General features: G+C 68.9%; 21 protein-coding genes and 1 pseudogene. 8 read left to right on the top strand and 14 right to left on the bottom strand.

The window, feature by feature from the left end; genetic code table 11:
- Positions 1-17 precede the first annotated feature (17 nt).
- Together LCL61_RS27360 and LCL61_RS27355 are read right to left on the bottom strand one after the other, a co-directional pair.
- The gene (locus tag LCL61_RS27360; protein ID WP_340682378.1) at positions 18-2540 is read right to left on the bottom strand and encodes a LamG-like jellyroll fold domain-containing protein; all 2523 of its coding nucleotides are present in this window, start codon (positions 2538-2540) and stop codon (positions 18-20) included.
- Positions 2541-2751: 211 nt separating this feature from the next.
- Positions 2752-3261 carry an HAD domain-containing protein gene (locus LCL61_RS27355; RefSeq protein ID WP_340682377.1) on the bottom strand — a complete coding sequence of 170 codons (510 nt, stop codon included), beginning with the start codon at positions 3259-3261 and terminating at the stop codon, positions 2752-2754.
- A gap of 84 nt (positions 3262-3345) precedes the next feature.
- On the opposite strand from LCL61_RS27355, the gene LCL61_RS27350 reads away from it, so the two are divergent.
- Complete coding sequence (locus LCL61_RS27350) at positions 3346-4926, top strand: FAD-binding oxidoreductase (RefSeq protein ID WP_340682376.1); 1581 nt, start codon at positions 3346-3348, stop codon at positions 4924-4926.
- Here LCL61_RS27350 and LCL61_RS27345 read toward each other — a convergent pair.
- On the bottom strand, positions 4901-5824 hold the full coding sequence (locus LCL61_RS27345; protein ID WP_340682375.1) for a LysR family transcriptional regulator: 924 nt from the start codon (positions 5822-5824) through the stop codon (positions 4901-4903). The two genes, LCL61_RS27350 and LCL61_RS27345, sit on opposite strands and share 26 nt — an antisense overlap.
- Positions 5825-5944: 120 nt before the next feature.
- On the opposite strand from LCL61_RS27345, the gene LCL61_RS27340 reads away from it, so the two are divergent.
- On the top strand, positions 5945-7327 hold the full coding sequence (locus LCL61_RS27340; RefSeq protein ID WP_340682374.1) for a M20 family metallopeptidase: 1383 nt from the start codon (positions 5945-5947) through the stop codon (positions 7325-7327).
- On the top strand, positions 7327-8601 hold the full coding sequence (locus LCL61_RS27335; RefSeq protein WP_340682373.1) for an MFS transporter: 1275 nt from the start codon (positions 7327-7329) through the stop codon (positions 8599-8601). Before LCL61_RS27340 ends, LCL61_RS27335 begins: the two co-directional genes overlap by 1 nt.
- 375 nt (positions 8602-8976) lie before the next feature.
- On the opposite strand, the pseudogene LCL61_RS27330 reads toward LCL61_RS27335, so the two are convergent.
- Together LCL61_RS27330 and LCL61_RS27325 are read right to left on the bottom strand one after the other, a co-directional pair.
- Positions 8977-9370 (bottom strand): annotated as a pseudogene (locus LCL61_RS27330) (AMP-binding protein); the annotation flags it as partial.
- An 80-nt stretch (positions 9371-9450) separates the two neighbouring features.
- Positions 9451-10011, bottom strand: coding sequence for a helix-turn-helix domain-containing protein (locus tag LCL61_RS27325; protein ID WP_340682372.1), 561 nt, complete (start codon positions 10009-10011; stop codon positions 9451-9453).
- Between the two features lie 125 nt (positions 10012-10136).
- Here LCL61_RS27325 and LCL61_RS27320 point away from each other — a divergent pair, with 125 nt between their 5' ends.
- The 3 genes from LCL61_RS27320 (at position 10137) to LCL61_RS27310 (ending at position 12570) form a co-directional block, all read left to right on the top strand.
- Positions 10137-10841: an alpha/beta hydrolase gene (locus LCL61_RS27320; RefSeq protein WP_340682371.1), complete on the top strand. Its 705-nt coding sequence runs from the start codon at positions 10137-10139 to the stop codon at positions 10839-10841.
- Positions 10842-10905: 64 nt separating this feature from the next.
- A complete protein-coding gene (locus tag LCL61_RS27315) occupies positions 10906-11550 on the top strand; it encodes an NAD(P)H-dependent oxidoreductase (RefSeq protein WP_340682370.1) in 645 nt (214 codons plus the stop codon).
- Positions 11551-12570 carry a LacI family DNA-binding transcriptional regulator gene (locus tag LCL61_RS27310; protein WP_340682369.1) on the top strand — a complete coding sequence of 340 codons (1020 nt, stop codon included), beginning with the start codon at positions 11551-11553 and terminating at the stop codon, positions 12568-12570. It begins immediately after the preceding gene.
- On the opposite strand, the gene LCL61_RS27305 is transcribed toward LCL61_RS27310, so the two are convergent.
- From LCL61_RS27305 to LCL61_RS27265, 9 genes are all read right to left on the bottom strand, one after another.
- Positions 12567-13868 (bottom strand): serine/threonine-protein kinase, encoded by a 1302-nt coding sequence (locus tag LCL61_RS27305; protein WP_340682368.1) that lies wholly within the window; start codon positions 13866-13868, stop codon positions 12567-12569. The two genes, LCL61_RS27310 and LCL61_RS27305, sit on opposite strands and share 4 nt — an antisense overlap.
- A gap of 16 nt (positions 13869-13884) precedes the next feature.
- Positions 13885-14517, bottom strand: coding sequence for an SGNH/GDSL hydrolase family protein (locus LCL61_RS27300; protein ID WP_340682367.1), 633 nt, complete (start codon positions 14515-14517; stop codon positions 13885-13887).
- Positions 14514-15275 (bottom strand): sugar phosphate isomerase/epimerase family protein, encoded by a 762-nt coding sequence (locus LCL61_RS27295; protein WP_340682366.1) that lies wholly within the window; start codon positions 15273-15275, stop codon positions 14514-14516. The genes LCL61_RS27300 and LCL61_RS27295 overlap by 4 nt, the downstream gene beginning before the upstream one ends.
- The gene (locus LCL61_RS27290; RefSeq protein WP_340682365.1) at positions 15272-16309 is read right to left on the bottom strand and encodes a LacI family DNA-binding transcriptional regulator; all 1038 of its coding nucleotides are present in this window, start codon (positions 16307-16309) and stop codon (positions 15272-15274) included. The genes LCL61_RS27295 and LCL61_RS27290 overlap by 4 nt, the downstream gene beginning before the upstream one ends.
- A gap of 291 nt (positions 16310-16600) precedes the next feature.
- On the bottom strand, positions 16601-18043 hold the full coding sequence (locus tag LCL61_RS27285) for a polysaccharide lyase 6 family protein (protein WP_340682364.1): 1443 nt from the start codon (positions 18041-18043) through the stop codon (positions 16601-16603).
- A 13-nt stretch (positions 18044-18056) separates the two neighbouring features.
- Positions 18057-19358, bottom strand: coding sequence for an alpha-L-fucosidase (locus LCL61_RS27280; protein WP_340682363.1), 1302 nt, complete (start codon positions 19356-19358; stop codon positions 18057-18059).
- 32 nt (positions 19359-19390) lie between these two features.
- Positions 19391-20257, bottom strand: coding sequence for a carbohydrate ABC transporter permease (locus LCL61_RS27275; RefSeq protein ID WP_125690702.1), 867 nt, complete (start codon positions 20255-20257; stop codon positions 19391-19393).
- A complete protein-coding gene (locus LCL61_RS27270) occupies positions 20254-21210 on the bottom strand; it encodes a sugar ABC transporter permease (RefSeq protein WP_340682362.1) in 957 nt (318 codons plus the stop codon). The genes LCL61_RS27275 and LCL61_RS27270 overlap by 4 nt, the downstream gene beginning before the upstream one ends.
- Positions 21207-22535 carry a sugar ABC transporter substrate-binding protein gene (locus LCL61_RS27265; RefSeq protein WP_340682361.1) on the bottom strand — a complete coding sequence of 443 codons (1329 nt, stop codon included), beginning with the start codon at positions 22533-22535 and terminating at the stop codon, positions 21207-21209. Before LCL61_RS27265 ends, LCL61_RS27270 begins: the two co-directional genes overlap by 4 nt.
- Before the next feature lie 181 nt (positions 22536-22716).
- Here LCL61_RS27265 and LCL61_RS27260 point away from each other — a divergent pair, with 181 nt between their 5' ends.
- Both LCL61_RS27260 and LCL61_RS27255 read left to right on the top strand, forming a co-directional pair.
- A complete protein-coding gene (locus tag LCL61_RS27260; RefSeq protein ID WP_340682360.1) occupies positions 22717-23724 on the top strand; it encodes a hydroxyacid dehydrogenase in 1008 nt (335 codons plus the stop codon).
- Between the two features lie 24 nt (positions 23725-23748).
- Positions 23749-24432 (top strand): alpha/beta hydrolase, encoded by a 684-nt coding sequence (locus LCL61_RS27255; protein ID WP_340682359.1) that lies wholly within the window; start codon positions 23749-23751, stop codon positions 24430-24432.
- Positions 24433-24725: the final 293 nt, after the last annotated feature.

Raw genomic sequence — 24725 nt, 5'->3', positions numbered from 1 at the left:
GCGCCGCGTGTCCTGGCTCAGTCGCGCTTCGCGAGCGTCGCGACTTCGGCGTCGGTCAGCGGCCGGTCGTAGAGCCGGACGTCGTCCACCGCGCCACGCAGGAAGTCGACCTGCTGACCGCCGTACTGGCCGCGGCCGATCACCGTGTGCCCGGTGCTCGGTGCGGCGGAGCAGGCGTTCTGCGCGGCGACCTTCTGGCCGTCGACGTAGAGCGACAACGTGCCCGCCTTGGCGTCGCGGACGCCGGTCAGGTGATACCAGCGGCCGATTTCCGGCTTCTCCGGCGAGAGGGCACGGAGGCCGACGAAGCTCATCGCCCACCGCTGGTCCTGTCCGGAGTACTGCAGGAAGAACGCGCTGTCGCGGCCGGTGTCCTGGCTGACGACGGTCTGGAACGCGCCGCTCGCCTCGTCCAGCTTGGCCCACGCCGAAACCGAGTAGCTGCCTGCCGTGTTCACGAGGTTCGCCCCGGTGTCGGCCTGCCCGTTGCCCGCGAAGGCCAGCGCACCACCCTGGACACCGCCCGCCCACTGCGCGTTGGTCAGCGTGGCGTGCGCGGTGCCGACCGAGTCCTTGGCGCTGGATCCGGTGCCCTCGTCGAACTTGTAGGCGTGCACCCCGTCGATCCCCGGAGTGCCGGGGCCCGGGTCGGGAACGCCGGAGCCGCTGCCGTCGGCGTTGCGGATGATCGCCTGGTTGACCGCCCGCACCTGGGCGAAGTCCATCTTCTTCACTTGCCTGTCGTAGGTGAAGAAGCCGTTGACCTCGTGCTCGACGTCGGTGATCTGCGTATAGATCGAGCCGCTGATGCCGCAGCTCTGCGCCGACGCGAGCACGTCGCGCTGGTTCTGGACGTAGCGGCTGTTCAGGGTCGCCTGGTCTTTGACCATCTCGTAGGCGTGGCCTTCGCCGAACCACATGTGGTTCTCGACCTCGAGGCCGTAGCCGCCGTGTTCGCCGTCGATCGAGATCCGCTTGCCGTCGGGCATCGGCTTCGCGGGGCCAGGGTAGGCGTGCCAGTCGATGACGTCTCCCTTGCCGGAGTCGCCGAGGGAGTCACAGCAGTTGACACCGCTGTGCGCGTTGACCAGCCGGGTCGGGTCCTGGGCCTTGACGTCGTCGGCGATCTTGCCGGTGGTCTCGCGCGACCACTCGCCCCAGCCCTCGTTGAACGGCACGTAGCCGACGATCGAGGTCCAGTTCTTCTTCTGCTCCACCAGTTCCTTCAGCTCCACCTGGAACTGCCGCTGGGCGTCGGCGGGCGGACGTCCACCGGTGCGCATCGACGGCATGTCCTGCCAGACGAGCAGACCGAGTTTGTCGGCGTGGTGGTACCAGCGGTCGGGTTCGGTCTTGATGTGCTTGCGGACCGTGTTGAAGCCGAGGACCTTGTGCTGTTCGAGGTCGAAGCGCAGCGCCTGGTCGGTCGGCGCGGTGTAGATGCCGTCCGGCCAGTAGCCCTGGTCCAAAGTGGACTGAAGGAAGAGGATTCTGCCGTTGAGGGTGAACCGGAGTTTGCCGTCGGCGCCCTTGGCGGTGCCGAATTCGCGCATGCCGAAGTAGGAGGACACCTTGTCCACGGTGCGGCGGCCGTCCTTCAGTTCGACGTCGAGGTCGTAGAGGAACGGCGAATCCGGCGACCAGAGCTTCGCCTGGGGCACCGGCAGCGAGATCGTCTCGGCGGCGGACGCCTTGCTGCGGCTGATCACCTTCCTGCCGTCGCGGACCACGGCCTCGACGGTGAGCCCGGAGTTCCCGCCGGTGTCCACGGTGAGCTTGAGCGTGGAGGACTTGAGGTCGGGGACCATGCCGAGCGTGCCGATGTGCTTCGCCGCGACCGGTTCCATCCAGACCGTCTGCCAGATGCCCGAGGCGCCCTCGTAGAAGATGCCGCGATCGGGGACCAGCCGCTGCTTGCCGACGGGCTGCCATGTCGCGTCGGCGCGGTCTTCGACACCGACGATGATCTCCTGCTCTCCCCGGGGTTTCAGCGCCGAGGTCACGTCCGCGGAGAACGCGCCGTAGCCGCCTTGGTGCGCGGCCACCTCCTTGCCGTTGACGTAGACCTTCGCCTTGTAGTCGACGGCGCCGAAGTTGATCCGCAGCGTGTTGTCCCTGCCGACGTTCCAGTGCCTCGGCACGGTGAACGTCCGCCGGTACCACATGTAGTCCTCGTGCCGCTGGATCCCGGAAAGCGCCGATTCGGTGGGGTAGGGGACCAGGATCTTCTCGGCGAGCTTCTCCCCGAAGGGCGGCACCTCGCCGGGTGCGGCGCCGGCGAACTCCCAGACGCCGTTGAGGTTCTGCCAGTTCTCGCGCACCAGTTGCGGCCGGGGATACTCGGGCAACGCGTTGGTGGGAGACACCTGGTTCGTCCACGGGGTGGTCAGGCGTGGCTTGCCCATCTTCCAGCCGCTTTCCGCGGCCGTCGCGGCCCCTGACGTCAACGCCAGCGCGGAGACCACCGCGACCGCGGCCGCCAGTGCTTTCCGGAAGCGTCTCGTCTTTCGGGGACGGTGTGGTGACAACGTTGGCAACATCTGCTCGACACCCTTCTCCGGGGGCGGCCGCCTCGGCGGAGGTGTGCCTCCCACTGGACCTGTGCAGGCGTGAAACCACGACCCCGTGGCCGGGGGAACCGGTGTGAGCCGGGCCACGGCTGGTCGTCAGGATGTTTTTACATCGTTGATACAACGTTGTAAAGCGTCGAAGGCCTCGAATCGGTCCTGGGTGGGAGAGCTGTCCTGCGTGTCAGGAGCGGCGGGTTTCCCGCAGCCACTCGCCGAGCGCGCGGTAGTCGGCGCCGGTCAGGCCGTGCCGGGGATCGACGCGGTGCAGCAGGGCAGGCCCGGCGTGGTGGCCGGATGTCCAGTCGCGATCGATCTCGGAGATCTCGTCGTCGACCCAGACGAACGGGCGGTTCTGGGCATGTTCCAGCAGAGGCCGCGTCTTCCAGTGCAGGCCGATGCGAGCGTCGGCCTCGTCGGTGTCGGATGGCTCGGGCCAGTCCATCACCGGCAAGCGGGGCAGGCCGAGTCTTGGGGCGAGCGCGTCGTTGGCGTCGTGCAGCCACGTCGTGGCCCAGACGAGTTCTCCGGGGAGTGCCTTCAGTCGTGGCCCATGCGAGGGATCAAGCCTGCCGAGAAGCGGGTTCTCGTCATCCCGTGGCGAGGGCCCGAACAACGGGTAGAGCGAAGGCTCTAGTCCGAACGGAATGAGCGGGCCATCGACGTCGAGGTAGATCAGAGGACCTGGTGCCACGACGGCACACGCTATCGGTGTTCGTTGACACGGTAACTGACCGATAAGTAACTTACTGGTCAGTCAGATCGAACGGAGGCGACGATGCCCGAAGAACGGTCTTGGTGGGGTTGGGGCACCCTCGACGGCGAACTGTCCCGAGAGGAGTCCGACGCGCTGGTGGCCCGCACCGCGGGTGTGCTGCCCGGCCACGACTTCACCGACCACGCCCCGCCCGACCCGGCGGAGCTCGGCGTCCCGGCATCGCGGATCCGCCCGCCCGCGGCGCTCGCCGCGTTGTGCAGTGACGCACCGGCCGACCGGTTGTCCCACGCCCGCGGCAAGGCGTTCCGCGACGTCGTCCGCAATCTGCTCGGGCAGGTCGACCACGTCCCGGATCTGGTCGCCCGACCTCGGACGGAACAGGACGTCGTCGACCTCCTCGACTGGTGTGCCGCTTCCGGTACCCCGCTGATTCCTTACGGCGGCGGCAGTTCCGTGGTCGGTGGGGTCGAACCGCGGTTCGACGGCCCGGCGGTCTCGATGGACCTGGCCGGCCTCGGCGACGTGCTCGAAGTGGACACGGTCAGTCGCGCGGCGCGGATCCAGGCCGGGATCTTCGGACCGGCTCTGGAAGACCGCCTTCGCCCGCTTGGGCTGACCTTGCGGCATTTCCCGCAATCGTTCGCCCATTCGACGCTCGGCGGCTGGCTCGCCACCCGCGCGGGCGGGCATTTCGCCACTCTCGCGACGCATATCGACGATCTCACCGAAGCTCTGCGCGTCGTCACGCCCGCCGGGATCAGTGAATCGCGACGCCTGCCGGGCTCGGGCGCCGGTCCCTCGCCGGACCGCATGTTCCTCGGCTCCGAGGGCACGCTCGGCGTGATCACCGAAGCCTGGATGCGCCTGCAGGACCGGCCGGTGTGGCAGGTGACCGCGTCCGTCGCTTTCGAACGGCAGGAGGACGCGGTCGCCGCCACCCGCGCGATCGCGCAGTCCGGGCTCTATCCGTCGAACTGCCGCCTCCTCGATCCGGCGGAGGCACTCATCAACGCGGGCGCGAGTGTGGGTGGCGGTCTGCTGCTGCTCGCGTTCGAATCCGCCGATCACCCCGTCGACACCTGGCTTGACCGCGCGCTCGAACTGGCTGCGGGCCATGGCGGTGTCGTGAAAGCCAGGCGCAGCAAGGACTCCGCAAGGCAGGACAGTGCTTCGACGTGGCGGTCGTCCTTCCTGCGGATGCCCTATCAACGGGACGCGCTCGCCCGCCGGTCGCTGATCGTGGAGACCTTCGAGACCGCGTGCACCTGGGACGATTTCCCTGAGTTCCACGACGCGATCACCTCGGCGGCGCGCGCCGCGATCGACGACGTGTGCGGCGGCGCCGGTGTCGTCACGTGCCGGTTCAGCCACGTGTACCCCGACGGTCCCGCGCCCTACTACGGGATCTACGCCGCCGGGCGCTGGGGGAGCACGGTCGCCCAGTGGGACGAGATCAAGGCCGCGGTTTCCGAGGCGATCGCGGGCCACGGCGGCACGATCACCCATCACCACGCCGTCGGCCGCGATCACCGGCCCTGGTATGACCGGCAGCGTCCCGGCCCGTTCGCCACCGCGTTCGCCGCCGCCAAGTCCGCGCTCGACCCGGCCGGGATCCTCAATCCCGGGGTGCTGATCGGCTGACCGGCGGGCGGACGAACGAGGTCAGCAACGAGGTGAACCGCATGGCCGCCAAGGACAACGTCCGGCCCGCCATGGTCTGCACCTGCGCTTCGCGTTTGCGGAACACGGCGTTGTCGAGCAGCACATAGGCGACGCCCTCGGTGGCCGCGTCCTGCTCGATGTCACCCAAGCCGCCGACGAGCGCGATCCCGCCGCCGCAGCGGACGAACTCGTACTTCGGGCTCAGTTCGTTGCACTCCAGCACCGGATGGGCCGCGAGATTCTCGATCCGGGCGGCGATGTCGAACAGGTCGCGCAGACTCTGCCCGGGCGCCGGGAGTGCGAGCGGATGACGGCACAGGTCGGCGAGTTCGACGGAGTCGCGGCTGGTCAGCGGATGATCGAGCGGGACGATCGCGTACACCGGGACGACGACCGCGCTCTCGACCCGCACCCCGTGCTGAGGCCCGGTCGCGAACGTGACGGCGACGTCGGCCGCGCCTTCGAGTACCCGTCGAGTCGCTTCCTCCCTGGTGACGACGTCGATGTGGAACGTGACGTCGTGCTCGCGCCGGAAGGCGGCGATCGCCTGCGGGACCACACGGCGGGCGAATCCCTCGGAGCAGGCGACCGTCAGGGACCGGGCGTGCAGGCCGCGGCCGGTGCGGAGTTCGTCGACGAGAACGGCCGATTCGGCCTCGCTGCGCCGGACGTGGTCGAGCAGCCGGGTCCCGGCCTCGGTCGGCACCATGCCGCGCGGATGCCGGACGAACAACGGCACCCCGAGACCCGCTTCGAGTTTGGCGATCTGGCGGCTGATCGCCGACGGCGCCACCGTCAGTTCCGTCGCCGCCTCGGACACCGAGCCGGTGCGGGCGACTTCGAGGAAGTACGTCAACGCGATCGGCAGTAGTCGCATCAGATCTCCGCAGGTTTGCCGCAATGAGAACGCGGAGCACGGTAAACGGCAATGGTCCGGATCCGCAAACCGACTTACGCTCCTCTGCGACACTCGACGAGCGAATCGGGAGATAACACGGTGATCCCTGCAGAACTGGTCGCGAAGGCCCACGAGCACGTCGACTCGGGAGCGTTCTTCGCCGAACTCGCCGAGCTCGTCCGGTATCCGACCGTGAGTGATCACCCGAGCGGTCGCGTTGCCATCAAGGCATACCTGGACGAGGTGTTGACCCCGGCACTGATCGCACTCGGCTGTTCCGTGGCGATCCATCCCAATCCGGATCCCGGCGGCGGCCCGTTCCTGATCGGCACCCGGATGGAGTCGCCCCAGCTGCCGACACTCCTGTGCTACGGCCATGCGGACGTCGTCGACGGGCACGAGGGCCGGTGGAGCGACGGCCGGGACCCGTGGACGCTGACCGCCGAGGGTGAACGCTGGTACGGCCGAGGTTCGGCGGACAACAAGGGGCAGCACCTGATCAACCTGACCGCGCTCAGGCTGCTCTTCGCCGAGACGGGTTCGCTCGGGTTCAACCTCAAGTTCCTGTTCGAAACCGGGGAGGAAATCGGCTCGCCGGGGCTCGACGAGTTCGTCTCGGCGCACCGGGAGGCACTGAGCGCCGACGTCCTCATCGCGTCCGACGGCCCGCGCCTGGACGCGGCGACGCCGACGCTGTTCCTCGGCGCGCGAGGCAGTGTCCGGATCGCCCTCGACGTCGACCTCCGCCCCGACGCATACCACTCGGGGAACTGGGGCGGCGTGCTGCGGAACCCCGCCACCACCCTCGCCGGGGCGATCGCCTGTCTCGTCGACGGACACGGCCGCGTCCAGGTGACGGGACTTCTGCCGCCCGAGCTCCCGGACAGCGTCCGCGCGGCGCTCGCCGAACTCGAGATCGGGAACAAACCGGGTGATCCGGGGCTGGACGAGGGTTGGGGCGACACCGGGCTGACCGCGGCGGAGCGGCTGTACGGCTGGAACACCCTCGAAGTCCTCTCGCTCGGCGCCGCGGACATAGACAGGCCGGTCAACGCCATCCCCGGCCGCGCACGGGCGATGCTGCAACTGCGCTACGTCGCGGGCACCGACGTCGACGGGGTGGGCGAGGCGCTCACGAAACACCTTGCCGCACACGGGTTTTCCATGGTCGACGTCATCGCCGAGGGCAGTTTCCGCGCCAGCCGCACGCCGGTCGACGACCCGTGGGTCGGCTGGGCGAAGGGCGTCCTCGACGAGGTTTCCGATCGGCGCGTGGCGATCCTGCCGAGCTTCGGCGGAGGACTGCCGAACCATGTGTTCACCGACCTTCTCGGCCTCCCGACGCTGTGGCTGCCGCACTCCTATCCCGGATGCCTGCAACACGCGCCCGACGAACACCTGCTCGCGCCGATCGCCCGCGAGGGAATCGTCCTCGCCGCGGCACTGTTCCACGCGCTCGGACGGCGTGGCGGGGAGGCATGATGAGCGAGCGGACGGTGGCCAGGCCGCGCACGCCGTCGTCCACGCGCCGCGCGATCGCCGCCGCGACGATCGGCAACGCGCTCGAATGGTTCGACCTCGGCGTATACGCGCTGATGGCGGCCTATATCGGCAAGACCTTCTTCCCCGGCGGGAACGCCGCCGTCCAGCTCGTGCAGGCGTACGCGGTCTTCGGCATCACGTTCCTCGTGCGTCCGCTCGGCGGTCTCGTGCTCGGCGCCTACGCCGACCGGTTCGGCCGAAAGAAGGCGCTGGTGCTGACCATCTGGCTGATGGTCGCCGGGACGTTCCTGCTGGCGGTGATGCCGAGCTACGCGACGATCGGTTTCCTCGCGCCGGTCGGCGTGATCGTCGCGCGGCTGATCCAGGGCTTCGCCGCGGGCGGGGAATTCGGGGCGGCCACGTCGTTCCTGATCGAACAGGACGACCGCCGCAAAGGCTTCCTCGGCAGTTTTCAGTTCGCCAGCCAGGGTTTCGCGACACTGATGTCCGCCGGGTTCGCCGCCGGGCTTACCGCTTCGCTCAGCGCCGACGCGATGACGTCCTGGGGCTGGCGGATCCCGTTCGTCTTCGGGCTGCTCGTCGGCCCGGTCGGCTACTACATCCGGCGCCACGTCGACGAACCCGAGGCCACGAAGGAGGATCAGCCGAAGTCCGCACCGGTCCGGACGCTGTTCCGCTTCCAGTGGGGCGGCCTGCTGATCGCCGGGGGAGCGCTGGTCGTCTCGACCTCGCTGAACTTCATCCTTCAGTCACTGCCGACGTTCGCGATCAAGAATCTCGGCCTGGACGACTCGCTTTCGTTCGTCGCCCTGATGATCACCGCCGCCATCCTGACCGTCGTGACACCGATCGTCGGGCTGCTCACCGACCGGCACGGCCGCATCAGGATCATGATCGGTGCCGCGGCGGTGATCGGGGCCGGCGTGGTGCCGCTGTACCTGTGGGTCACCACCTCGCCGTCGTTCCTGACCCTCACGATCACGATGACGATCCTGGGGCTGCTGAAGGCCACCTACTTCGGCGCGCTTCCGTCGGTGATGGCGGACGTGTTCCCGGCACACACCAGGGCGACGGGACTTTCGTTCGCCTACAACGCCACCGTCGGGATCTTCGGCGGGTTCACGCCGACCATCGCGACCGCGATGATCGCGGCCACCGGATCACCTGTTTCGCCTGGTTACTATCTTTTGGCGACGGCCTCGCTGAGCATTGTCGCGCTGGTCGCGGCGAATCGGCGGCGCGGGATTCGCTGAAGTCCGGGGAGGGTGCCGGGTTCCGGGATGGTGTCCAGAGTGGACGGCGGATCGACAGCGCGGCGGTCCCGGCGGAATTCTTGAGGCGTAAGGTAAAGGTGGAGTGTTCCGCCTGGTGGCGAGCGTGTCGCGTCAGTCAACCGGTGTTGAGTCCCACAGTCTTCGATCAGCTTTACGTTGGGGGCGTGGGTCATACGCTGGAGCCTGCGCTCCGGGCAGCCCAGCCCGCACGGCTGCCCGCCCCGGCGGCGTAGCACTGTGGCTTCTCCTGCTTGCCCCGATCGTGCTCGCTGAGGCTGTCCGGTCATCAGGCTGAACTACTGGGACTTCTGGCCCGTCCTCAGTGCTGCCCGACCTGGATCTGGCAGGGACCCAGACCACGACCGCGGGTTTCGCGCGGCCGGCGATCTTGTCGAGTTCGGTGCGCCGCAGCATCGGCATGGTGGTGACCGCCACCGCGCCCGCCTTGAGCACGGCCAGCCATGCGGTCGCGAACCATGGAGTGTTGGTGCCCCGCAACAGCACCCGGTCTCCGGGAACGACCCCGAACTCGGTGACCAGGACGTGGGCGACGCGGTTGGCGCGGGCCAGGACTTCGCCGTATGTCCACGTTTCGGCGGGGGAGAGCAGGCATGGCCTGTCGTGGCCGAGGCGCGCGGCGGTGTACCGGAGTTCCGGCAGGTCGAACACGAACTCCGGCCACTGACCGGCGGGCGGCAGCCGGTCAGTGGCAGAACGGGTCGACGTGCGCGCTGGGAGAAAGCCTCATCGTCGCCGCTCCTCGGTCCGGCCGCGCCCCCTTCCGCGAAGGTGGCACTCGTTACGACCGTCGAGAAGACGCGATGAACGTCAGGGGACGAGCTCGGCCACGGCTCGGTGCAAAGTGGCGCGCACGGTCGCGGCGTCGTCGAGGTTCCCGCCGTGAAGCGCGCCGTCGCGGAGGAGGACGAGGGTGCGGGCGGCGTGCTCGGGATCGGCATGACCCGCGTCGCGCGCCAAGTCGCGAAGCACGCCGAAGAACCAGTCCCGGTGGTCGTCGATGACCTGGCGCACCTGGTGCGCGGGATCGGGGTATTCGGCCGCGGCGTTGAGGAACTGGCAGCCGCGGAAGTCGTCGTCGAGCGTCCGGTCGCCGACGATGCCCAGTGCGGCGAGCAGTGCTTCGCGAGCGGGCTTCCCTTGCGTAACCGCGTCGACGCCCGCGCGGATCCGCTCGCTCGTAGTGCTCAGGTAGGCGGCGACGAGGTCGTCCTTGGTGGGGTAGTGGCGGTAGAACGTCGCCCTGGTCACGGCCGCTTCGGAGACCAGGCGCTCCACGCCGACGGCATGGATGCCCTCGGCGTAGAAGAGTCGCGACGCTGTCTCGAGCAGCCGGATCTTCGGGTGGACGTCCCGGTCGACAGTCGGCATTACCCAACCTTAGAGAAAGAACGGTCATTCCACTAGGTCGGCTTCATCACGTTGCGGAAGACCTCTCCGGCGAGCATCGTTCAGGCAGAAAGACCGATCGTTCTTCCTGACTTGAAGGAGTCACCATGAGCAACCAGAAGCCCACCATCGTCCTGGTCCACGGCGCTTTCGCCGACTCGTCCAGCTGGAACGGCGTCGTCCCGAAGCTGCGTGAGCAGGGCTATCGCGTGCTGGCCGCCGCGAACCCGCTGCGCGGGATCGAGTCCGACGCGGACTACGTGTCCGACGTCGTCAACGGCGTGGACGGTCCCGTGGTGCTGGCCGGGCACTCCTACGGCGGCGTGGTGATCAGCCGTGCGGCCACCACCGCGCCGAACGTCAAGGCGCTCGTCTACGTCGCCGCTTTCCAGCCGGAGGCGGGGGAGAGTGTGTTCGAGCTGTCCGGCCGGTTCGAAGGCGGCAAGCTCGGCCCGGACACCACGAACGTCCTGGCCGCGCAGGGTGAGCTGTCGATCAAGCCCGAGAACTTCTCGGACGTGTTCGCGGCCGACGTCCCCGCGGAGACCGCCGACGTCATGGCGGTCACCCAGCGTCCGGTCACCGAGCGCGCGCTCGCCACGCCGTTCGACGGTGAGCCGGCGTGGAAGAACCTCCCTTCGTGGGCGCTGATCGCCGAGCAGGACCATGCGATCCCCGCCGCCGCGCAGGCGTTCATGGCCGAGCGTGCCGGTTCGGAGGTCACCAGGGTCGAGGCTTCGCACGCTGTCTCGGTCTCGCGGCCGGACGTCGTCGCGGAGGTCCTCCTCGCCGCGGCGGCCAAGGTCGCTTGACAAGGGAAACCCTCCCCGGAGAGACTGCTAAAACGTTTTGGCAGTCTCTCCGGGGGAGAACCGCATGAAGGTCTTGGTGCTCGATTCGAGCCCGCGCCGTGAAGGCAACTCCTGGGCGCTCGGGCAGGCGCTGGCCAAGGGGGCGGATGAAGCCGGGCACACGGTCGGCTTCATCCGGCTCTCCGATTTCGTCGAGTCGCCGCTGGGGGACTGCCGCGACTGCCGATTGAGCGACCGGTCCTGCGGCATCGGCGACGGCTACGAGCGCCTGTTGTTCGATCATGTGCTCCCGGCGGACGCGATCGTCTACGCGACACCCCTGCACTGGTACGGCATGACCGGACGGCTCAAGTCCTTCTTCGACCGGCTTTTCTGTTACACCTCCGGCAGTTCGCCGCATACCGCGGAGGTCGTGCCGGGGTTGATGCACAAACGCGCCGCGGTGCTGATCTCGTGCGAGGAGAGCTACCGCGGCGCGACACTCGGCCTGGAGGCCCAGTTCCAGGAGCTCACCCGATACCTGCGCCAGGACCTCGCCGGGATCGTGGTCGGCGTCGGCAACAGCCGGGGCGAGGTGGAGCGCGACCCCGCGCGGCCGCTGGAGGCGGCGGCGGACCTCGGCCGTAGGCTGGGCGACGCCCATGTCACCGACTATCGGCTGGACACCGACCGGCCGAACCGCGTTTGGGGACCGCCCGTGGAGGCCTGAGTGTCGCCGACCATCCGTGACGTCGCCGCCGCCGCGGGGGTTTCGATCACCACCGTTTCCCATGTGCTCAGCGGGCAAGGCCGGATCTCCGAGGAGACCCGGCAGCGCGTCGCGAGGGCGGCGGCCGAACTCGGCTACCAGGCCAGTGTGCACGCGCAGCAGCTGGTCACCCGGCGCAGCCGCACGTTGGCGATCCAGCTCGCGAACTCGGTCGACGCGAGCAGCTCCTGCGCGCTCGTGCCCAATTCGGACTACTTCCTGGAGGTCCTCAACGGCGCGGCCGAGGCCGCGTCGAAACGTTCGTACGCCCTGCTCCTGGCTCCGATGGACGCCGACCTCGACCGGCTGAACGCCTTCGCCGTCGACGGCGCGATCCTGGTGGATCCCCGCGGAGATGAGCCTTTCTTCGCGACCGGCTGGTGCCAGGACAGGCCGCTGGTGACCGTCGGACGTCCGATGGCGGCGCCGTGCCCGGTGCCGGTCGTCGTCGACAACGACCTCGTCGCGGCCGCCCGGCTGATGCTGGATCACCTGGCGGACAACGGTTACGAGCGGCCGTCGATGATCACCACCGACACCGCCCGCTCCTACGCGGCCGATCTTGTCGCGGGGTACACCGGCTGGATGGAAGGCCGGGGGCTGGAGCCGGTGGTGGCCGAGATCGACGAGCCGCCGACCACCGAAGGCACGGCGGAGGCACTGGGCAGACTCCTCGACCGGCGGGTGTGCCCGGACGCCGTCTTCACGACATCGGAGAACCTCGCCCTCGGCGTCCTCCACGAGGCCCGCCGCCGACGGCTCGCGGTGCCCGGTGCGCTCGGGATCTGCAGTGCGGTGGACAGCGGTTCGCTCCGCCTCGTTTCGCCGCAGGTGACCGGGATGTTCGTGCATCCCCGCGAGGTGGGCGGCCGTGCGGCCACGGCGTTGATGGACCTCGTCGAGGGGAACGCGGCCGAGGGCGAGCCGCGCCGGATCGAAGTCCCCGTGCGCCTGAACGCGAGGGAATCCACCGCTCGCTAAGAACTCCGGCACGTCGCGACCGGTGCGGCTCCGCCGTCGTCCTCGGTGGTCGCGATGAAGCCGAAGGTGGTCGTCCCGCCGACGGGCAGTACCGCGTTCCAGCCCACTTCGGACACTCGCACGCGGTCGCCGTCCTGTGCCAGGGAACCGTTCCACAGATTGGCGATGCGGGTGCCGGGCGGCAGGGTCCAGCTGACCTCCCAGCCGGTGAGCCGGGTGTCCTGGGAGTTCCGCACGGACACGCGGATCTCCGAACCGCCGGGCCAGCGGTTGGCGACCTCGTATCGCGCTTCGCACACCGGTTTCGCGGCCGAAGGCAACGGCGCCGCCACTGGAGCGGCGGCGTCGGGCGGACCGTCGTCGAACAGCAGGATCCCCGCCAGGACACCACCCGCCGCGACCACGCCGCCCGCGATGGCGAACGGCAACCACGAACGGCGGGTGGGCGCGGGAAGCCGTTTGGTGCCGGAGAGGATCGCCGGACGGCCGTCGGCGACGGCGGCGAGCATCCGCTCGGCTTCGGCCATGTCCGGCCGTTCCCGCGGATCGCGCCGGAGCAGCCGCAGCACGACGTCCGTGAGCGGGCCGGTGGATCGCGGTGCGATGATCTCGCCGCGGGCGACCCGTTTGAGGAGGGCGATCTGGTTGCCGTCGGTGCCGAACGGCGGCGCGCCTTCCAGCACGGTGTAGAGCGTGGAGCCGAGCGAGAACACGTCCGACGGGTACCCGGGTTCCTCACCGTCGGCGACCTCGGGGGAGAGGTACGCCGGGGTGCCGACGACGAGACCGTCGCCGGTCATCGTCCCTTCACCCGTGGCGTGGGACAGGCCGAAGTCGGCGATCTTCGCCTGCCCGTCCTCCGTGATCAGGATGTTGTTGGGTGTGACGTCCCGGTGCAGAATGCCGTCCTCGTGGGCGGCGGCCAGCGCGGAGGCGATCTGCGCGCCGAGCTCAGCGACGCGGCCCGCGGGGAGCGGGCCGCCGTCCGCGAGGAGTTCCGTCAGCGGCCGCGACGAGAGGAACTCCATGATCAGGTACGGGGTTCCGTCCTGTTCGACGACGTCGTAGACGGTGACGGCGTGCGGATGCTTGAGCCGCGCGGCGACCCGGGCCTCCCGCATCGCGCGCACGATCGACCGGAACGGCGCGTCGTCCGGGGAGTTGTCCGGCAGCAACTGCTTGACCGCGACCGTGCGGTCGAGCCGCTCGTCCCGCGCCTGCCACACCACGCCCATCGCGCCCCGGCCGACCTTGTGCTCCAGCCGGTAACGACCGGCGATGATGGCGTTCCGGTTCACGGGGCAACTGTATCCGCTAAGTGAGCCTGGCCTCCTCGACCGGCGCACCGGCCGCCGCGAGCCATGCTTCAGCGAGTAACCGGTGACCCAGCGGGCTGGGGTGGACGCCGTCCGGGGCGAGCGTCGCCGCCCCGTGCTCGGCCGCCGCGCGCGGCATGAACAGGTCCGCGCGCACCAGCCGCGCGCCGAACTCGGTCGCCACGTCGATCGCCGCTTCGACGCGGGGCGCCAGATCACCGAGCCACTCCCGCTGTCCCGGCTCCACCGGCAGCAGGAACGGCGTGATCACGTACAACTCGGCCGGGAGGTGCTCCCGCGCACCGGCCAGCAGCCGGGTGTAGGCGGCACGGAACTTCCCGATCGGGCTCGACAGGCCGCGATCGAAGGTCCGCCAGGTGTCGTTGATGCCGATCTTCACCGTCAGCACCGTGGGGCGCGCCGCGAGGACGTCGGTGGCCCACCGGGCTTCGAGGTCGTAGATCCGGTTTCCGTTGACGCCTCTGTTGATCACCTCCGGTCCGTCACCGAGGAAGTCCGCGATCTGCCGGACATAACCCTTGCCCAGCGACGCGGGATCGGTGCGGTCACGGCTGGAGTCGGTGATGGAGTCGCCGGCGAAGAGCAGCCTGTCGGTTTCGGTGAACCTCACGCGCCCGCCTCGATCAGCTTCCGCAGCGAGTCGGCCTCGCCGGGGAGCAGGTCCGGATCGTTGTCCGGGACGAATTCCAGCAGCGCGTCGAGCGGCCGTCCGGTCTTGGCGAGCAGGCCGAACGCCCGCGTCCACAGGTCCGCCCGGAAGGTCAGCGGATGCCGCTCGTTGCTGGGCCACCACGAGAAGACGTGCACCGCGCGCACGTGGTCGAGCACCAGTTCCAGGCCGGCCAGCGCCTGGTCGTCCGGCAGGTCCTGCGGCGGTTGCCAGTAGGTGCCGAGATTGTCGCGGCCGACCTCTTCGAGCAGCCGGACGGTCGATTCCGCGGTGTCGGTCAGCGTCCCGCCGTGGAACTCCAGCGCGACCTCCAGACCGTGTTCGTTCGCGACGTCGGCGGCCTCGCGGAGACCGGCGGCGACCTGCTCGCGTTCGTCGGGGTCGACGTCCTCGGAGCCTGCTTTGCCCGCCCACACCCGGATCCGCGAGGCGCCGAGCCGGACCGCGGTGGCGGCGATGTCGCCGAACTTCCCGGCCTCCACCGGGGTGGCGCGGAAGTAGGAACCGTAGGAGTCGCAGGTCAGCCCGTGCCGTGCCATGGCCTCGAACGCGCGCTCGGCCGCCCAGTCGTCACCAGGGCGCACATGGACGTCCGCGCCCCACTCGATCACTCGCAGGCCCGCCTTTTCGGCGCGGCTGGCGACTTCGTCGGCGTCCAGCCGCCGCAGCGTCACCGAACACAGTCCCGGGCGGATCATTTTCCCTCCAACGGTCGAGTGCTTTCGCGCAGCACGACCTCACCGGTGATCGGCTTGACCCGGGGAGCGGCCGCGCGGTCGTCGAGGATGAAATCGAGTGCTTGTTCTCCCATGCGCTCGATCGGCACACGCACAGTCGACAGCGAAGGCCTTATGTCGCGCAACGTAATAATGTCGTCGAACCCGGCGATCGCGATCTGCGCGGGGACCAGCAGCCCACGGTCGCGGCAGGCGGCCATCGCGCCGACGGCCATCACGTCGTTGACCGCGAAAACGCAGCCGCGGAAGCCGTTCTCGATCGCGCGCACCATCGCCGCGTAGCCGCCGTCGCGGGTGAATTCCGCCCGCAGCACGTGGTTCTCGGGCAGCGGGATACCGTGCCGGGCGAGCCCGTCACGGAAACCGAGGACACGATCCCGCGACGTCAGCAGGCCGGGCGGCCCGGCGAGCACGAGGAAGTCCCGATGCCCGAGCACGGCGAGGTTCTCCGCCAGATCCGCCGCTCCGGCCCGGTTCTCCAGCATGACGGTGTCGAACGGCAGCTTCCGCTGGCCGATCACCACGACCTGACCGTCGGCGGCCTCGAACGCCTTGAGTTCCTTGGTCAGGCTCCGTTGCAGGGCACTGTCTTCGTTACGCGACCCGGCGAGGATGACCGCTCGCGCTCGTTGCCCTCGCAACGTGGTGACGTACTCGAGTTCCTTCTCCGGATGGTTCTCGGTACTGGCGATGGTGACCGTCAGCCCGTGTCGCGCCGCCACGCGCATCACACCCGACGCGATCGAGGAGAAGTACGGGTCGACGATGTCGTGCACCAGCAGCCCGACGACGTTGCCGCGGCCGCGGGCCATCGCCTGCGCGGGCACGTTCGCCGTGTACTGCAGCCGTTCCGCGGCCCGCAGGACCGATTCGCGCAGCGTCAGGCTGACCTGTCTGGTCCCGCCGTTGAGCGCCCTCGACGCCGTCGCGAGCGACACTCCGGCCTCGCGGGCGACGTCGGCCAGGGTGGCCGAACCCGCGGCGCGCTGCGCCATGGTTCCTCCTCGGAGTCTGGCGGTGAACCCGCGACCGCGATCGACGTCGGCAGGGCGCCCTGCCACCGCGACGGCGGGCCTTCGGCCGAGGCGGGTTCACGCGTTTGGTCGCTTCTCGGGTACTTCTTCGGCTCCGCCAACGGGCACTCGGTGGTGCGGTGGGCTCACGCCGGCGTGTGCCGACGCGGTCCACGACCAGCCCGGCCAGCTCGGACAGCGACGATCCGCCGCCGGACACGACGATCGCGACGTCCGGCCNCGTGGGCTGCCGCCGGCGTGAGCCCGGCTTCGCTACGGAGCGCCGGGGCCGACGTCCGCGGTGGTGAGCGGCCGGTTGGCGATGGCGGCCGTCGAGTACTCGTCGGCGCCGACGTCACGCAGGCTGCCGCGAGCCTGACCGTCGATGTCCAACGTGACCGGTGCGGTCGACAGGGTCGCCGCGTCGATCGCCGGGCTGCCCGCGGCGAGCCGCGAGACCCCGTCGGTGCCCTGTACGAGCTTCGGGTCGACCCGGCGGAAGGTCCCCGCCGGGATGTTCCCGTCCCCGCCCGAACCCCACAGGATGTTGCCGGACCAGGTGAAGTTGCCCGTGGTGCTCATCGCGACCAGGTCGCCGTTGCCGCCGACGAAGATGTTGTCGGAGATCGTGCAATCGCGTGGTTCGATCGTCCGTTTGGTCTCGCCGGCGAGCGTGCCGCCGTTGTTCAGCAGCGTGTTGTGCGCGATGAGCACGCGGTCCGCAGCGTCGTTGCCGCGCCGTGATTCCTTCGATTCACCCGGGAAGTGGTCCCGAACGGAGCCGCTGCCGACGACCAGCGCGCTGCCGGACACTCCGGCGACGTAGTTGTTGAGGATCTTGTGGTCGTTGCCGTAGATCCGGATGCCTTCCTTGCCGCCGAGGATGAAGTTGGATTCGACGACGGACTTGTTCCCGTGGCGCAGCACGATGCCGCCGAGGCTGTTCCGGATGGTGTTGTTGCGGATGAAGTTGCCCGACGACTTGATCGAGATCGCCTCCGGGTCGCCGTTCGCGCGTTCGAACAGGTTGTACTCCACCGTGGCGCCGGCGGTGCTCAGCGCGCGCGGGCTGACGCCGAGCCGGATCGGCTCGCCGCCGTTGTCGCCGGGGAAGGTGTGGTCGGAGAAGTAGTTCCGCACGACGTGGACGCCGGTCGCCATCTTGTCTTCGTCCGCGCCCTCGATGCAGAGCATGACGCCGAGCGTCGTCTTGTGGTGGAAGTGGTTGCGGTCGACCTTGCTGTAGTCGGCGCGGACCATCACCCAGTGCAGGCCTTCGATGTCGGCCAGCTGGAAGTCGTTGCGGGTCAGGCGGATCCGCGAACAGTTCGCCGGGATCTCCAGCGTGGTGCTCTGCCGGAAATTGAACCCGCTGAGCGTGACGCCGGTGGAGTCGTCGAAGACGAAACTCTGCTCACCGTTGAAGGTCACCCCGCCGCGGGACTGGGCGACGATGGAGATCGGCTGGTCCTTCGTGCCGCGCCTGCCCTTGATGACGATCGGCTTGCCCGACGGCACGGTGTACGTCCCGTTGTTCACGGTGATGACGTCACCGGGGCCCGCCTGGTTGATCGCGTTCTGCAGTTCGGTCAGCGAACTGACGTTCAGGGCGCACAGCCCCTTCGGTTTGGCCGACGCCGTGCCCGCGGTGACCCAGGGGACGGTGATCAGCGCGGCGCCGAGGGTGGCGCCGCTGAGGAACCTTCTGCGATCCATGATGCCTCCGTGCTCAATCGGTGGGGAGGGTTTCGGCGGCGGGGCTTTCTTTGCTCAGGAACAGTTCGATCACCGGGACCGGGGTGTCCGGTTTCCGGATGGGGAGTTTCAGGGTGAGCGTGCCTTCCGGCTGCCCGCCCATCTGGGTGTTCTGCGCGGTCTGCCCGGGATCCGTGTGCACCTGCCGGATTTCCGAGGCGTCGTCGAGCAACTGGGCGTAGCGCACCCGCCCGGCGAGCCCGGGCAGGTGGACGTGGTTCATCGGCCAGCTGAACAGGTGCAGGTACAGCCGGTCACCGCGCTGGGTGTAGCGGCCGTCGGCGGGCGCGGTGAACTCGCTGGGACCGCAGCCGCGGATGGACCGTTCGTGCCGGTCCATCCAGTGGCCGATCTCGGCGAGGACTTCGTGCGCACGGGGGTCGATCTCACCCCGGCCGTTCGGGCCTACGTTGAGCAGCAGGTTGCCGTCCTTGGACACGCCGTCGACCAGCATCCGGATGAGCAGTTCCGGGCTCTTGTAGTCGAGGTTGTCGCGGTCGTAACCCCAGCTGCCGTTCAGTGTCTGGCACGCCTCCCACACCACCGGGACGCCGTCGCGGGTCATCGGGCCGGACGGCTGGTACTGCTCCGGGGTGATGAAGTCGCCAGGGATCCCGGTGCGGTCGTTGACCAGGATGCCGGGCTGGAGTTCGCGGACGAGCGCGAGCAGGCCGGGGGAGTCCCAGTCGTCCGGCCCCTTGCCGCCCCACCATTCCTTGCGGCCCTTGTAGGAGAAGTCGAAGAACAGGTAGTCGATCGTGCCGAAGCGGGTGAGCAGTTCGCGCACCTGACCGTGCAGATAGAGCTGGTACTCGGCGATGTCGGCGTACTGGTGCGCCGCGATGTACTCGGCATCGTCACGGCGGGGATGGGTGCCGTCGACGGGGAACGCGGGGTGGTGCCAGTCGATCAGCGAGTGGTAGAAGCCGACCTTCAAACCCTCTTCGCGGCAGGCGCCGACGAACGGGCCGAGCAGGTCTTTGCCGTACGGCGTGTTCGTCACCTTGAAGTCGGTGAGGTCGCTGTCCCACAGGCAGAAACCGTCGTGGTGCTTGGTGGTCAACACGACGTAGGTCATGCCCGCGGCCTTCGCGGCGCGCGCCCAGGAACGCGGGTCGTACTTGTCCGGTTCGAAGTGGTCGAAGTACACCCGGTACTGCTCGTCGGTCAGCTTTTCGCGGTTCTGCACCCATTCGTGCCGGGCGGCGAGGGAATACAGTCCCCAGTGGACGAACATCCCGAACCTGTCGTGGGTGAACCAGGCGGTGGAACTCACTGCAGGATCGCTCCTTGATTGTCTTTGGTGAGTCAGCCCTTGAGCGCGCCCGAGGCGAGGCCGCGGACGAACGAACGCTGGAAGAACAGGAACGCGGCGACCGACGGGAGCAGCGCCAGCAGCGACGCGGCCATGATCACGCCGGGCGTGACGTTCGTGTCGATCCGCAGGGTCCGCAGGGCCAGCGGCAGGGTGTAGGTCGAAGCATCGGTCGACACCAGCAACGGCAGCAGGTACTGGTCCCAGATCATCGTGAAGCCGAAGACGCCGATCACGCCGAGCGCGGGCTTGCACATCGGGAGGATGATCTGGGCGAAGATCCGCAGGTCGCCGGCCCCGTCGATCCGCGCGGCCTCTTCGAGCTCGCGAGGGACGTCCTTCATGAACTCGGTCATCACCAGGATCGAGAAGGCCCACGCGCCCAGTGGCACGATCATCCCGGCGAGGCTGCCGATCAGGTTCAGATGCACCACCGGCAGATCCGACAGGATCAGCGACAGCGGGATCGCGAGGATCTCCTCCGGGAGCATCAGCGTCGCCAGGATCGCGACCAGCACGAAGGTCATGAACCGGAACTTCTTGCGCGCCAGCGCGTAGCCGGCCAGCACCGAGATCACGACCTGCAGCAGCAGGCCGAAGCCGACCACCAGGAACGAGTTGAGGAGGTACATCCCCACACCGAGGTCGAAGGCGATGCCGAAGTTGTCCAGGGTCGGGCTGGACGGGACGACGCTCAGCGCCGTCGGATCGGAGACGTCGTTGAACGCGCTGACCAGCAGTGCCAGCAGTGGTCCCGCGAACACCAGGAGCAGCAGGGCGTACAGGACGAACTTCAGGATCCGCCCGGCCGGTGACTTGACGGCGTCGAGGCCGAGTGCGGAATCGTTGGCCGCGGTCATGCGTCTCGCCTCCGTCGGAGCACCTGGACGAACAAGGTCAGCACGAGCGTCGCAAGGAACAGCAGGACCGCGCCCGCCGCACCGACGCCCAGCCGGTTCTGTTCCAGGCCGAGTTTGTAGATCAGGGTCATCGCCACCTCGGTCGAGCCGTTCGGCCCGCCGTTGGTCAGCAGGAACACCTCGGTGAACACCCGCAGGCCACGGATCGCCGCGAGGACGAACAGGATCGAGAACACCGACCTCAGGCCCGGCAGCGTCACGTGGAGGATCTTGCGCCAGCGCGAGGCACCGTCCACAGTGGCCGCTTCGTAGAGTCCCCTGTCGATTCCGGCGAGGCCCGCGAGGAAGATCATCATGTCGTACGGGGCGCCGCGCCAGATCCCGGTGATGATGACCGAGATCATCGAGCTGTCGGGATCGTTGATGAAGCCCGACGGGCCGAGCCCGACCAGGCCGAGGATGGAGTTCAGCATCCCGTCCTCGGTCGGGTGGTACATGATCCGCCAGAGTTCGGCGACCACCGCGATCGGCACGACCACCGGCAGGAACGCCGCCGACCGCAGGAACTTCAGCCGCTTGCTCTGGCCCTCCATCAGCAGGGCGAGGGCGAGGCCGATGATCATCGATCCCGCGGTCTGCCCGACCGCGATCACGATGGTGTGCCAGATCGCGGAGTGGAACGCCTCGTCACCGAGGACGGTGCTGTAGTTCTGCCCGCCGACCCACTGGTTGCCCAGGTACGGCTGGACGTCCTGAAAGGACATCGTCACCGCGGTGATCATCGGGATGAACTTGAAGTACACGAACAGGATCAGGGCGGGGGCCAGGAACAGCCACGGCGTCCACCACTTCCCGTCGCGGTCGCTGCGCCTGCGGGCCTTCGGCGCGGGTGCCCGCTTGACGGCGGGACGGTCCGCGCCGACGGCCGCCGGCTTGGCGTGATCTACGGTCATGAGGCGCTGATCCCCTGTTGCTGCAAGGTCGCGGTGAGCTTGGTGTCGAGTTTGGACAGTTCCGCCTTGAGATCGAGCTTGCAGTCGGCCACGAGCGCGCTGATCGTGTCGGCGGTGTCCTGGCGGACCGGCGTCCAGTTCGGGATGGACGGCGCGTAGTGGCCGGACTTGGTGTAGATCTCGGCGTAGGTCTTCCAGCGCGGGTCGGAGCGGACCTGGGTGATGTCGACGTTCTTGTTCACCGGAAGCTGCACGATGAAGGCCGATTCGCCCTCCATGCCGATCTTCTGGCCGTCGACCGAGATCGCGAAGTCACCGAAGGCGTCCTGCCCGGCCTGGTTCGGCGAACCGGCCATCATGTAGATCGACAGGCCCTCGGCGAGGACGTCGGCGTTCTTGGCGCCCTTCGGCATCGGGACGACCTCGTACTTGTCCTTGCCGAGCGACTTGTCGAACCGCGGCAGCAGGTACGGGCCGACGACGTACATCCCGGCCTTGCCCGCTTCGAAGGTCTCGTTGGTCGCCGGGGTCGGCATGGTGACCGAACCGGGCTGGATGACGTTGTCCTTGCAGCCGAGGTCGCGGAACCACTGCACCGCGGCCACGGATTCGGGTGTGCTCATCGCCGGCTTGTACTTGCCACCACCGGTCTCGGAGATGAAGTCGCCGCCGGCGGCCCAGAGGAAGTTCGAGAAGTACCAGGAGGCGTAGCCCCGCTTGGTCGACAGCGTCGCGTTCAGGCCCGCGGTGTCGGCCTTGCCGTTGCCGTCGGGGTCGCCGGTGGTGAAGGCCTTGGCGAGGTCCGCCAGCTCGGCCCAGCTCTGCGGGACGCTCTTGCCGAGCTTCTCCCGCCAGTCCTTGCGGATGAGCAGCGCCGAGGCCTGCGCGCTGTAGGGCAGGCCGTACAGCTTGCCGTCCGCTGTCTGGTTCGACTTCAGGGCCTGCTCGGTGAGTTCCGAGGTGTGCTTGATCTTGCCCGGCTCGACCTCGCGGACGAGACCCTGGCTCTTCAGCGTGCCCAGCTGCGTGACGTCGTTCATCACGATGTCCGGCAGGTCGCGCTGGGCGGCCCGCTGGGCGAGCTTCGTCTCGAAGTCGTCGAAGATCGCGGTGACCTGCACCTTGAATCCCGTGGCCTTCTCGAAGGCTTCCGCGAGCCGCTTGGTGGCCTGTTCACCAGGGCCGCCGGGGGTCGTCCGGGTCCACAGTTCCAACGGCGCCTTGGTGTCCTGCGCGACGTTCGTTCCGGCGGGGCCTGCCGAGCAGCCCGAAAGGACCAGCGCTGAGACAGTGAGTCCCACGCCGATCCACCGCGATTTCCGCATCGCATCTCCTGTTCACTGTGGACCACGCTGTCTACCTCGGAGGGGACGGTAAGCGCTTTCCCGGTCTCCGGTCAATGGTCCGATCATTACGAATTTCAATCGCCCCTGGTCGCCTCTGCGTGGGACTCGCCGCGCGTGGACCGGGTCAAGCATCCGATGTATGGTCGCCGCGGAGGTAGGAATGACCGAGCTGCGACACCGGCCGACGGCACTTCTCGTGATGGAGGAACGCCGCCGCGACGACGTTTATCCCGAGGCGGTGCTGAAGGAGATCGAAACGCTGGTGGACCTGCGTGAGCCGCTCACCCGTGAGCGGCTGGCGGAGGACCCGGCGGCACTGGAAGGGGTCGAAATCCTGCTGTCCGGCTGGGGTGCCCCGGCGCTGGACTCCGTCCTCCTGGGACACGCGCGGGACCTGCGGGCCGTGTTCGTCGCCGCCGGCTCGGTCCGGCCGCTGACCACGCCCGAGTTCTGGGCGCGCGAGCTGCCGATCGTATCCGCCGCGGCCGCGAACGCCATCCCGGTCGCCGAGTTCACCCTTGCCCAGGTCCTCTTAGGACTCAAGCAGGTGCACCGGATCTCCCGGGAGATCCGGGAGCGGCGAGCCTACCCGCCGGACCCGAGGGTCGCGGGTGCCTACCGGTCCCGGGTCGGGCTGCTCGGCCTCGGCGAGATCGGTGCTCTCGTCGCGTCGCATTTGCGCGGTTTCGACGTGGACGTGCTCGCGAGCGACCCCGTCGTCGACCCGGCGACGGCCGACGGTCTCGGCGTGCGGCTGGTGGGCCTGGACGAACTGTTCGCCACGTGTCCCGTGGTCAGTCTGCACGCGCCACTGCTCCCCGAGACCGAAGGTCTGGTCGACGGGGAGCTGGTGGCGAGGATGGGCATCGGCGCGACCTTGATCAACACCGCCCGCGGCGCCGTCGTCGACGAGCCGTCGGTCGTCCCGGTGCTGCGCGAGCGGCCCGATCTCACGGCGATCCTCGACGTCACCTGGCCCGAACCGCCCGAGCCGGACTCGCCGCTGTACACGTTGCCGAACGTGGTGCTCACCCCGCATCTGGCGGGCGCGCTGGGCGCCGAACGCGCTCGGATGGGTGAACTCGTCGCGCGAGAGCTACGGCGGTTCGTGCTCGGGGAGCCGCTTCAGCACGCCGTCGCGCCGGACCGGGCGCACTTGCGGGCGTGACGCTCGCCGTTCGAGAGACGGTCCGTGGGCGGGAGTGCCGTGGTCCTGCTGCACGCCTTGGGCAGAGGATCGGGCACTTGGGGCGATTTCGGCGCCCGGCTGGCCGGTCGTCGTGTGCTGGCCGTCGATCTGCCGGGACACGGCGACAGTGCTCACGCGGAGAAGTACTCGCTCGCGGCGATGGCCGACGAGGTGACCGATCTTCTGGGGGAACGGGCGGATCTGGGCGGCCGGGTCGCCGTGCTGCTCGCCCAGCGCCTGCCGGGACGCGTCCGGCGGCTGGTCGTCGAGGACACTGCGCCGCCTCCTCTCGGGCCCTTGGAGCCGTTGGCTCCCGCGCAGGAGCCGCCCGAGCGGTTGCCGTTCGACTGGCGGCTGATCGACCCCGATCATGGCCGAACTGCGCACGCCGACCCCGTCTGGTGGGACCGGCTCGCCGCGATCACCGCGCCCACCCTGCTGGTCAGCGGCGGGCCGGCCAGCCACGTCACCCGGGAGTCGCTGGAGCGGATGTGCGGGCTGATCCCGGACTGCCGCCTGGTGACCATCGACGACGCGGGGCATCTGGTGCACGGCACCAATCCGGCGGAGTTCGCGGCGGTGGCGGGGGGAGTTCCTCGGTCCGGCGTAATCAGGGTGACCTGCCTGGGGGCACTGCCGAAGCATCCGCGCGACCTCATGTCGATCTCGCGGATAGGAGCCGTATAACGGTCTATACCGCGTGTCTCTGGCAGGCATGGCGAGCGTGGGTCGTTGCCGCGAAACGGCGACGGCCGCGGTGGAGGGGGCTGGACGCCGGGGCCACCTTTCGATGGGTGGTCGCGAAACGGCGACGCTCTGGGTGACCCCACGGCCCGTTGCCGCGAAACGGCGACGCTCCGGGTGACCCCACGGCCCGTTGCCGCGAATCGGCGACGCGGAGGGGCGGCGAGGTGAAGGTCCGCCTGCGCAACGCCCACGGCCCGTCGCCGCGAAACGGCAACAGATCGTGGGCACGCCGA

This window comes from Amycolatopsis coloradensis (assembly GCF_037997115.1).
GTDB classification, from domain to species: domain Bacteria; phylum Actinomycetota; class Actinomycetes; order Mycobacteriales; family Pseudonocardiaceae; genus Amycolatopsis; species Amycolatopsis coloradensis_A.
The sequence above is the reverse complement of the archived record's forward strand: the minus strand, read 5'-3'. Positions and strand labels throughout refer to the sequence as shown.

Coding starts and splice junctions, on each gene's coding strand:
- LCL61_RS27360 (WP_340682378.1), bottom strand. CDS start 2,540: ATGTTGCCAACGTTGTCACCACACCGTCCCCGAAAGACGAGACGCTTC.
- LCL61_RS27350 (WP_340682376.1), top strand. CDS start 3,346: ATGCCCGAAGAACGGTCTTGGTGGGGTTGGGGCACCCTCGACGGCGAA.
- LCL61_RS27345 (WP_340682375.1), bottom strand. CDS start 5,824: ATGCGACTACTGCCGATCGCGTTGACGTACTTCCTCGAAGTCGCCCGC.
- LCL61_RS27335 (WP_340682373.1), top strand. CDS start 7,327: ATGAGCGAGCGGACGGTGGCCAGGCCGCGCACGCCGTCGTCCACGCGC.
- LCL61_RS27325 (WP_340682372.1), bottom strand. CDS start 10,011: ATGCCGACTGTCGACCGGGACGTCCACCCGAAGATCCGGCTGCTCGAG.
- LCL61_RS27320 (WP_340682371.1), top strand. CDS start 10,137: ATGAGCAACCAGAAGCCCACCATCGTCCTGGTCCACGGCGCTTTCGCC.
- LCL61_RS27315 (WP_340682370.1), top strand. CDS start 10,906: ATGAAGGTCTTGGTGCTCGATTCGAGCCCGCGCCGTGAAGGCAACTCC.
- LCL61_RS27295 (WP_340682366.1), bottom strand. CDS start 15,275: ATGATCCGCCCGGGACTGTGTTCGGTGACGCTGCGGCGGCTGGACGCC.
- LCL61_RS27290 (WP_340682365.1), bottom strand. CDS start 16,309: ATGGCGCAGCGCGCCGCGGGTTCGGCCACCCTGGCCGACGTCGCCCGC.
- LCL61_RS27285 (WP_340682364.1), bottom strand. CDS start 18,043: ATGGATCGCAGAAGGTTCCTCAGCGGCGCCACCCTCGGCGCCGCGCTG.
- LCL61_RS27275 (WP_125690702.1), bottom strand. CDS start 20,257: ATGACCGCGGCCAACGATTCCGCACTCGGCCTCGACGCCGTCAAGTCA.
- LCL61_RS27270 (WP_340682362.1), bottom strand. CDS start 21,210: ATGACCGTAGATCACGCCAAGCCGGCGGCCGTCGGCGCGGACCGTCCC.
- LCL61_RS27265 (WP_340682361.1), bottom strand. CDS start 22,535: ATGCGGAAATCGCGGTGGATCGGCGTGGGACTCACTGTCTCAGCGCTG.
- LCL61_RS27260 (WP_340682360.1), top strand. CDS start 22,717: ATGACCGAGCTGCGACACCGGCCGACGGCACTTCTCGTGATGGAGGAA.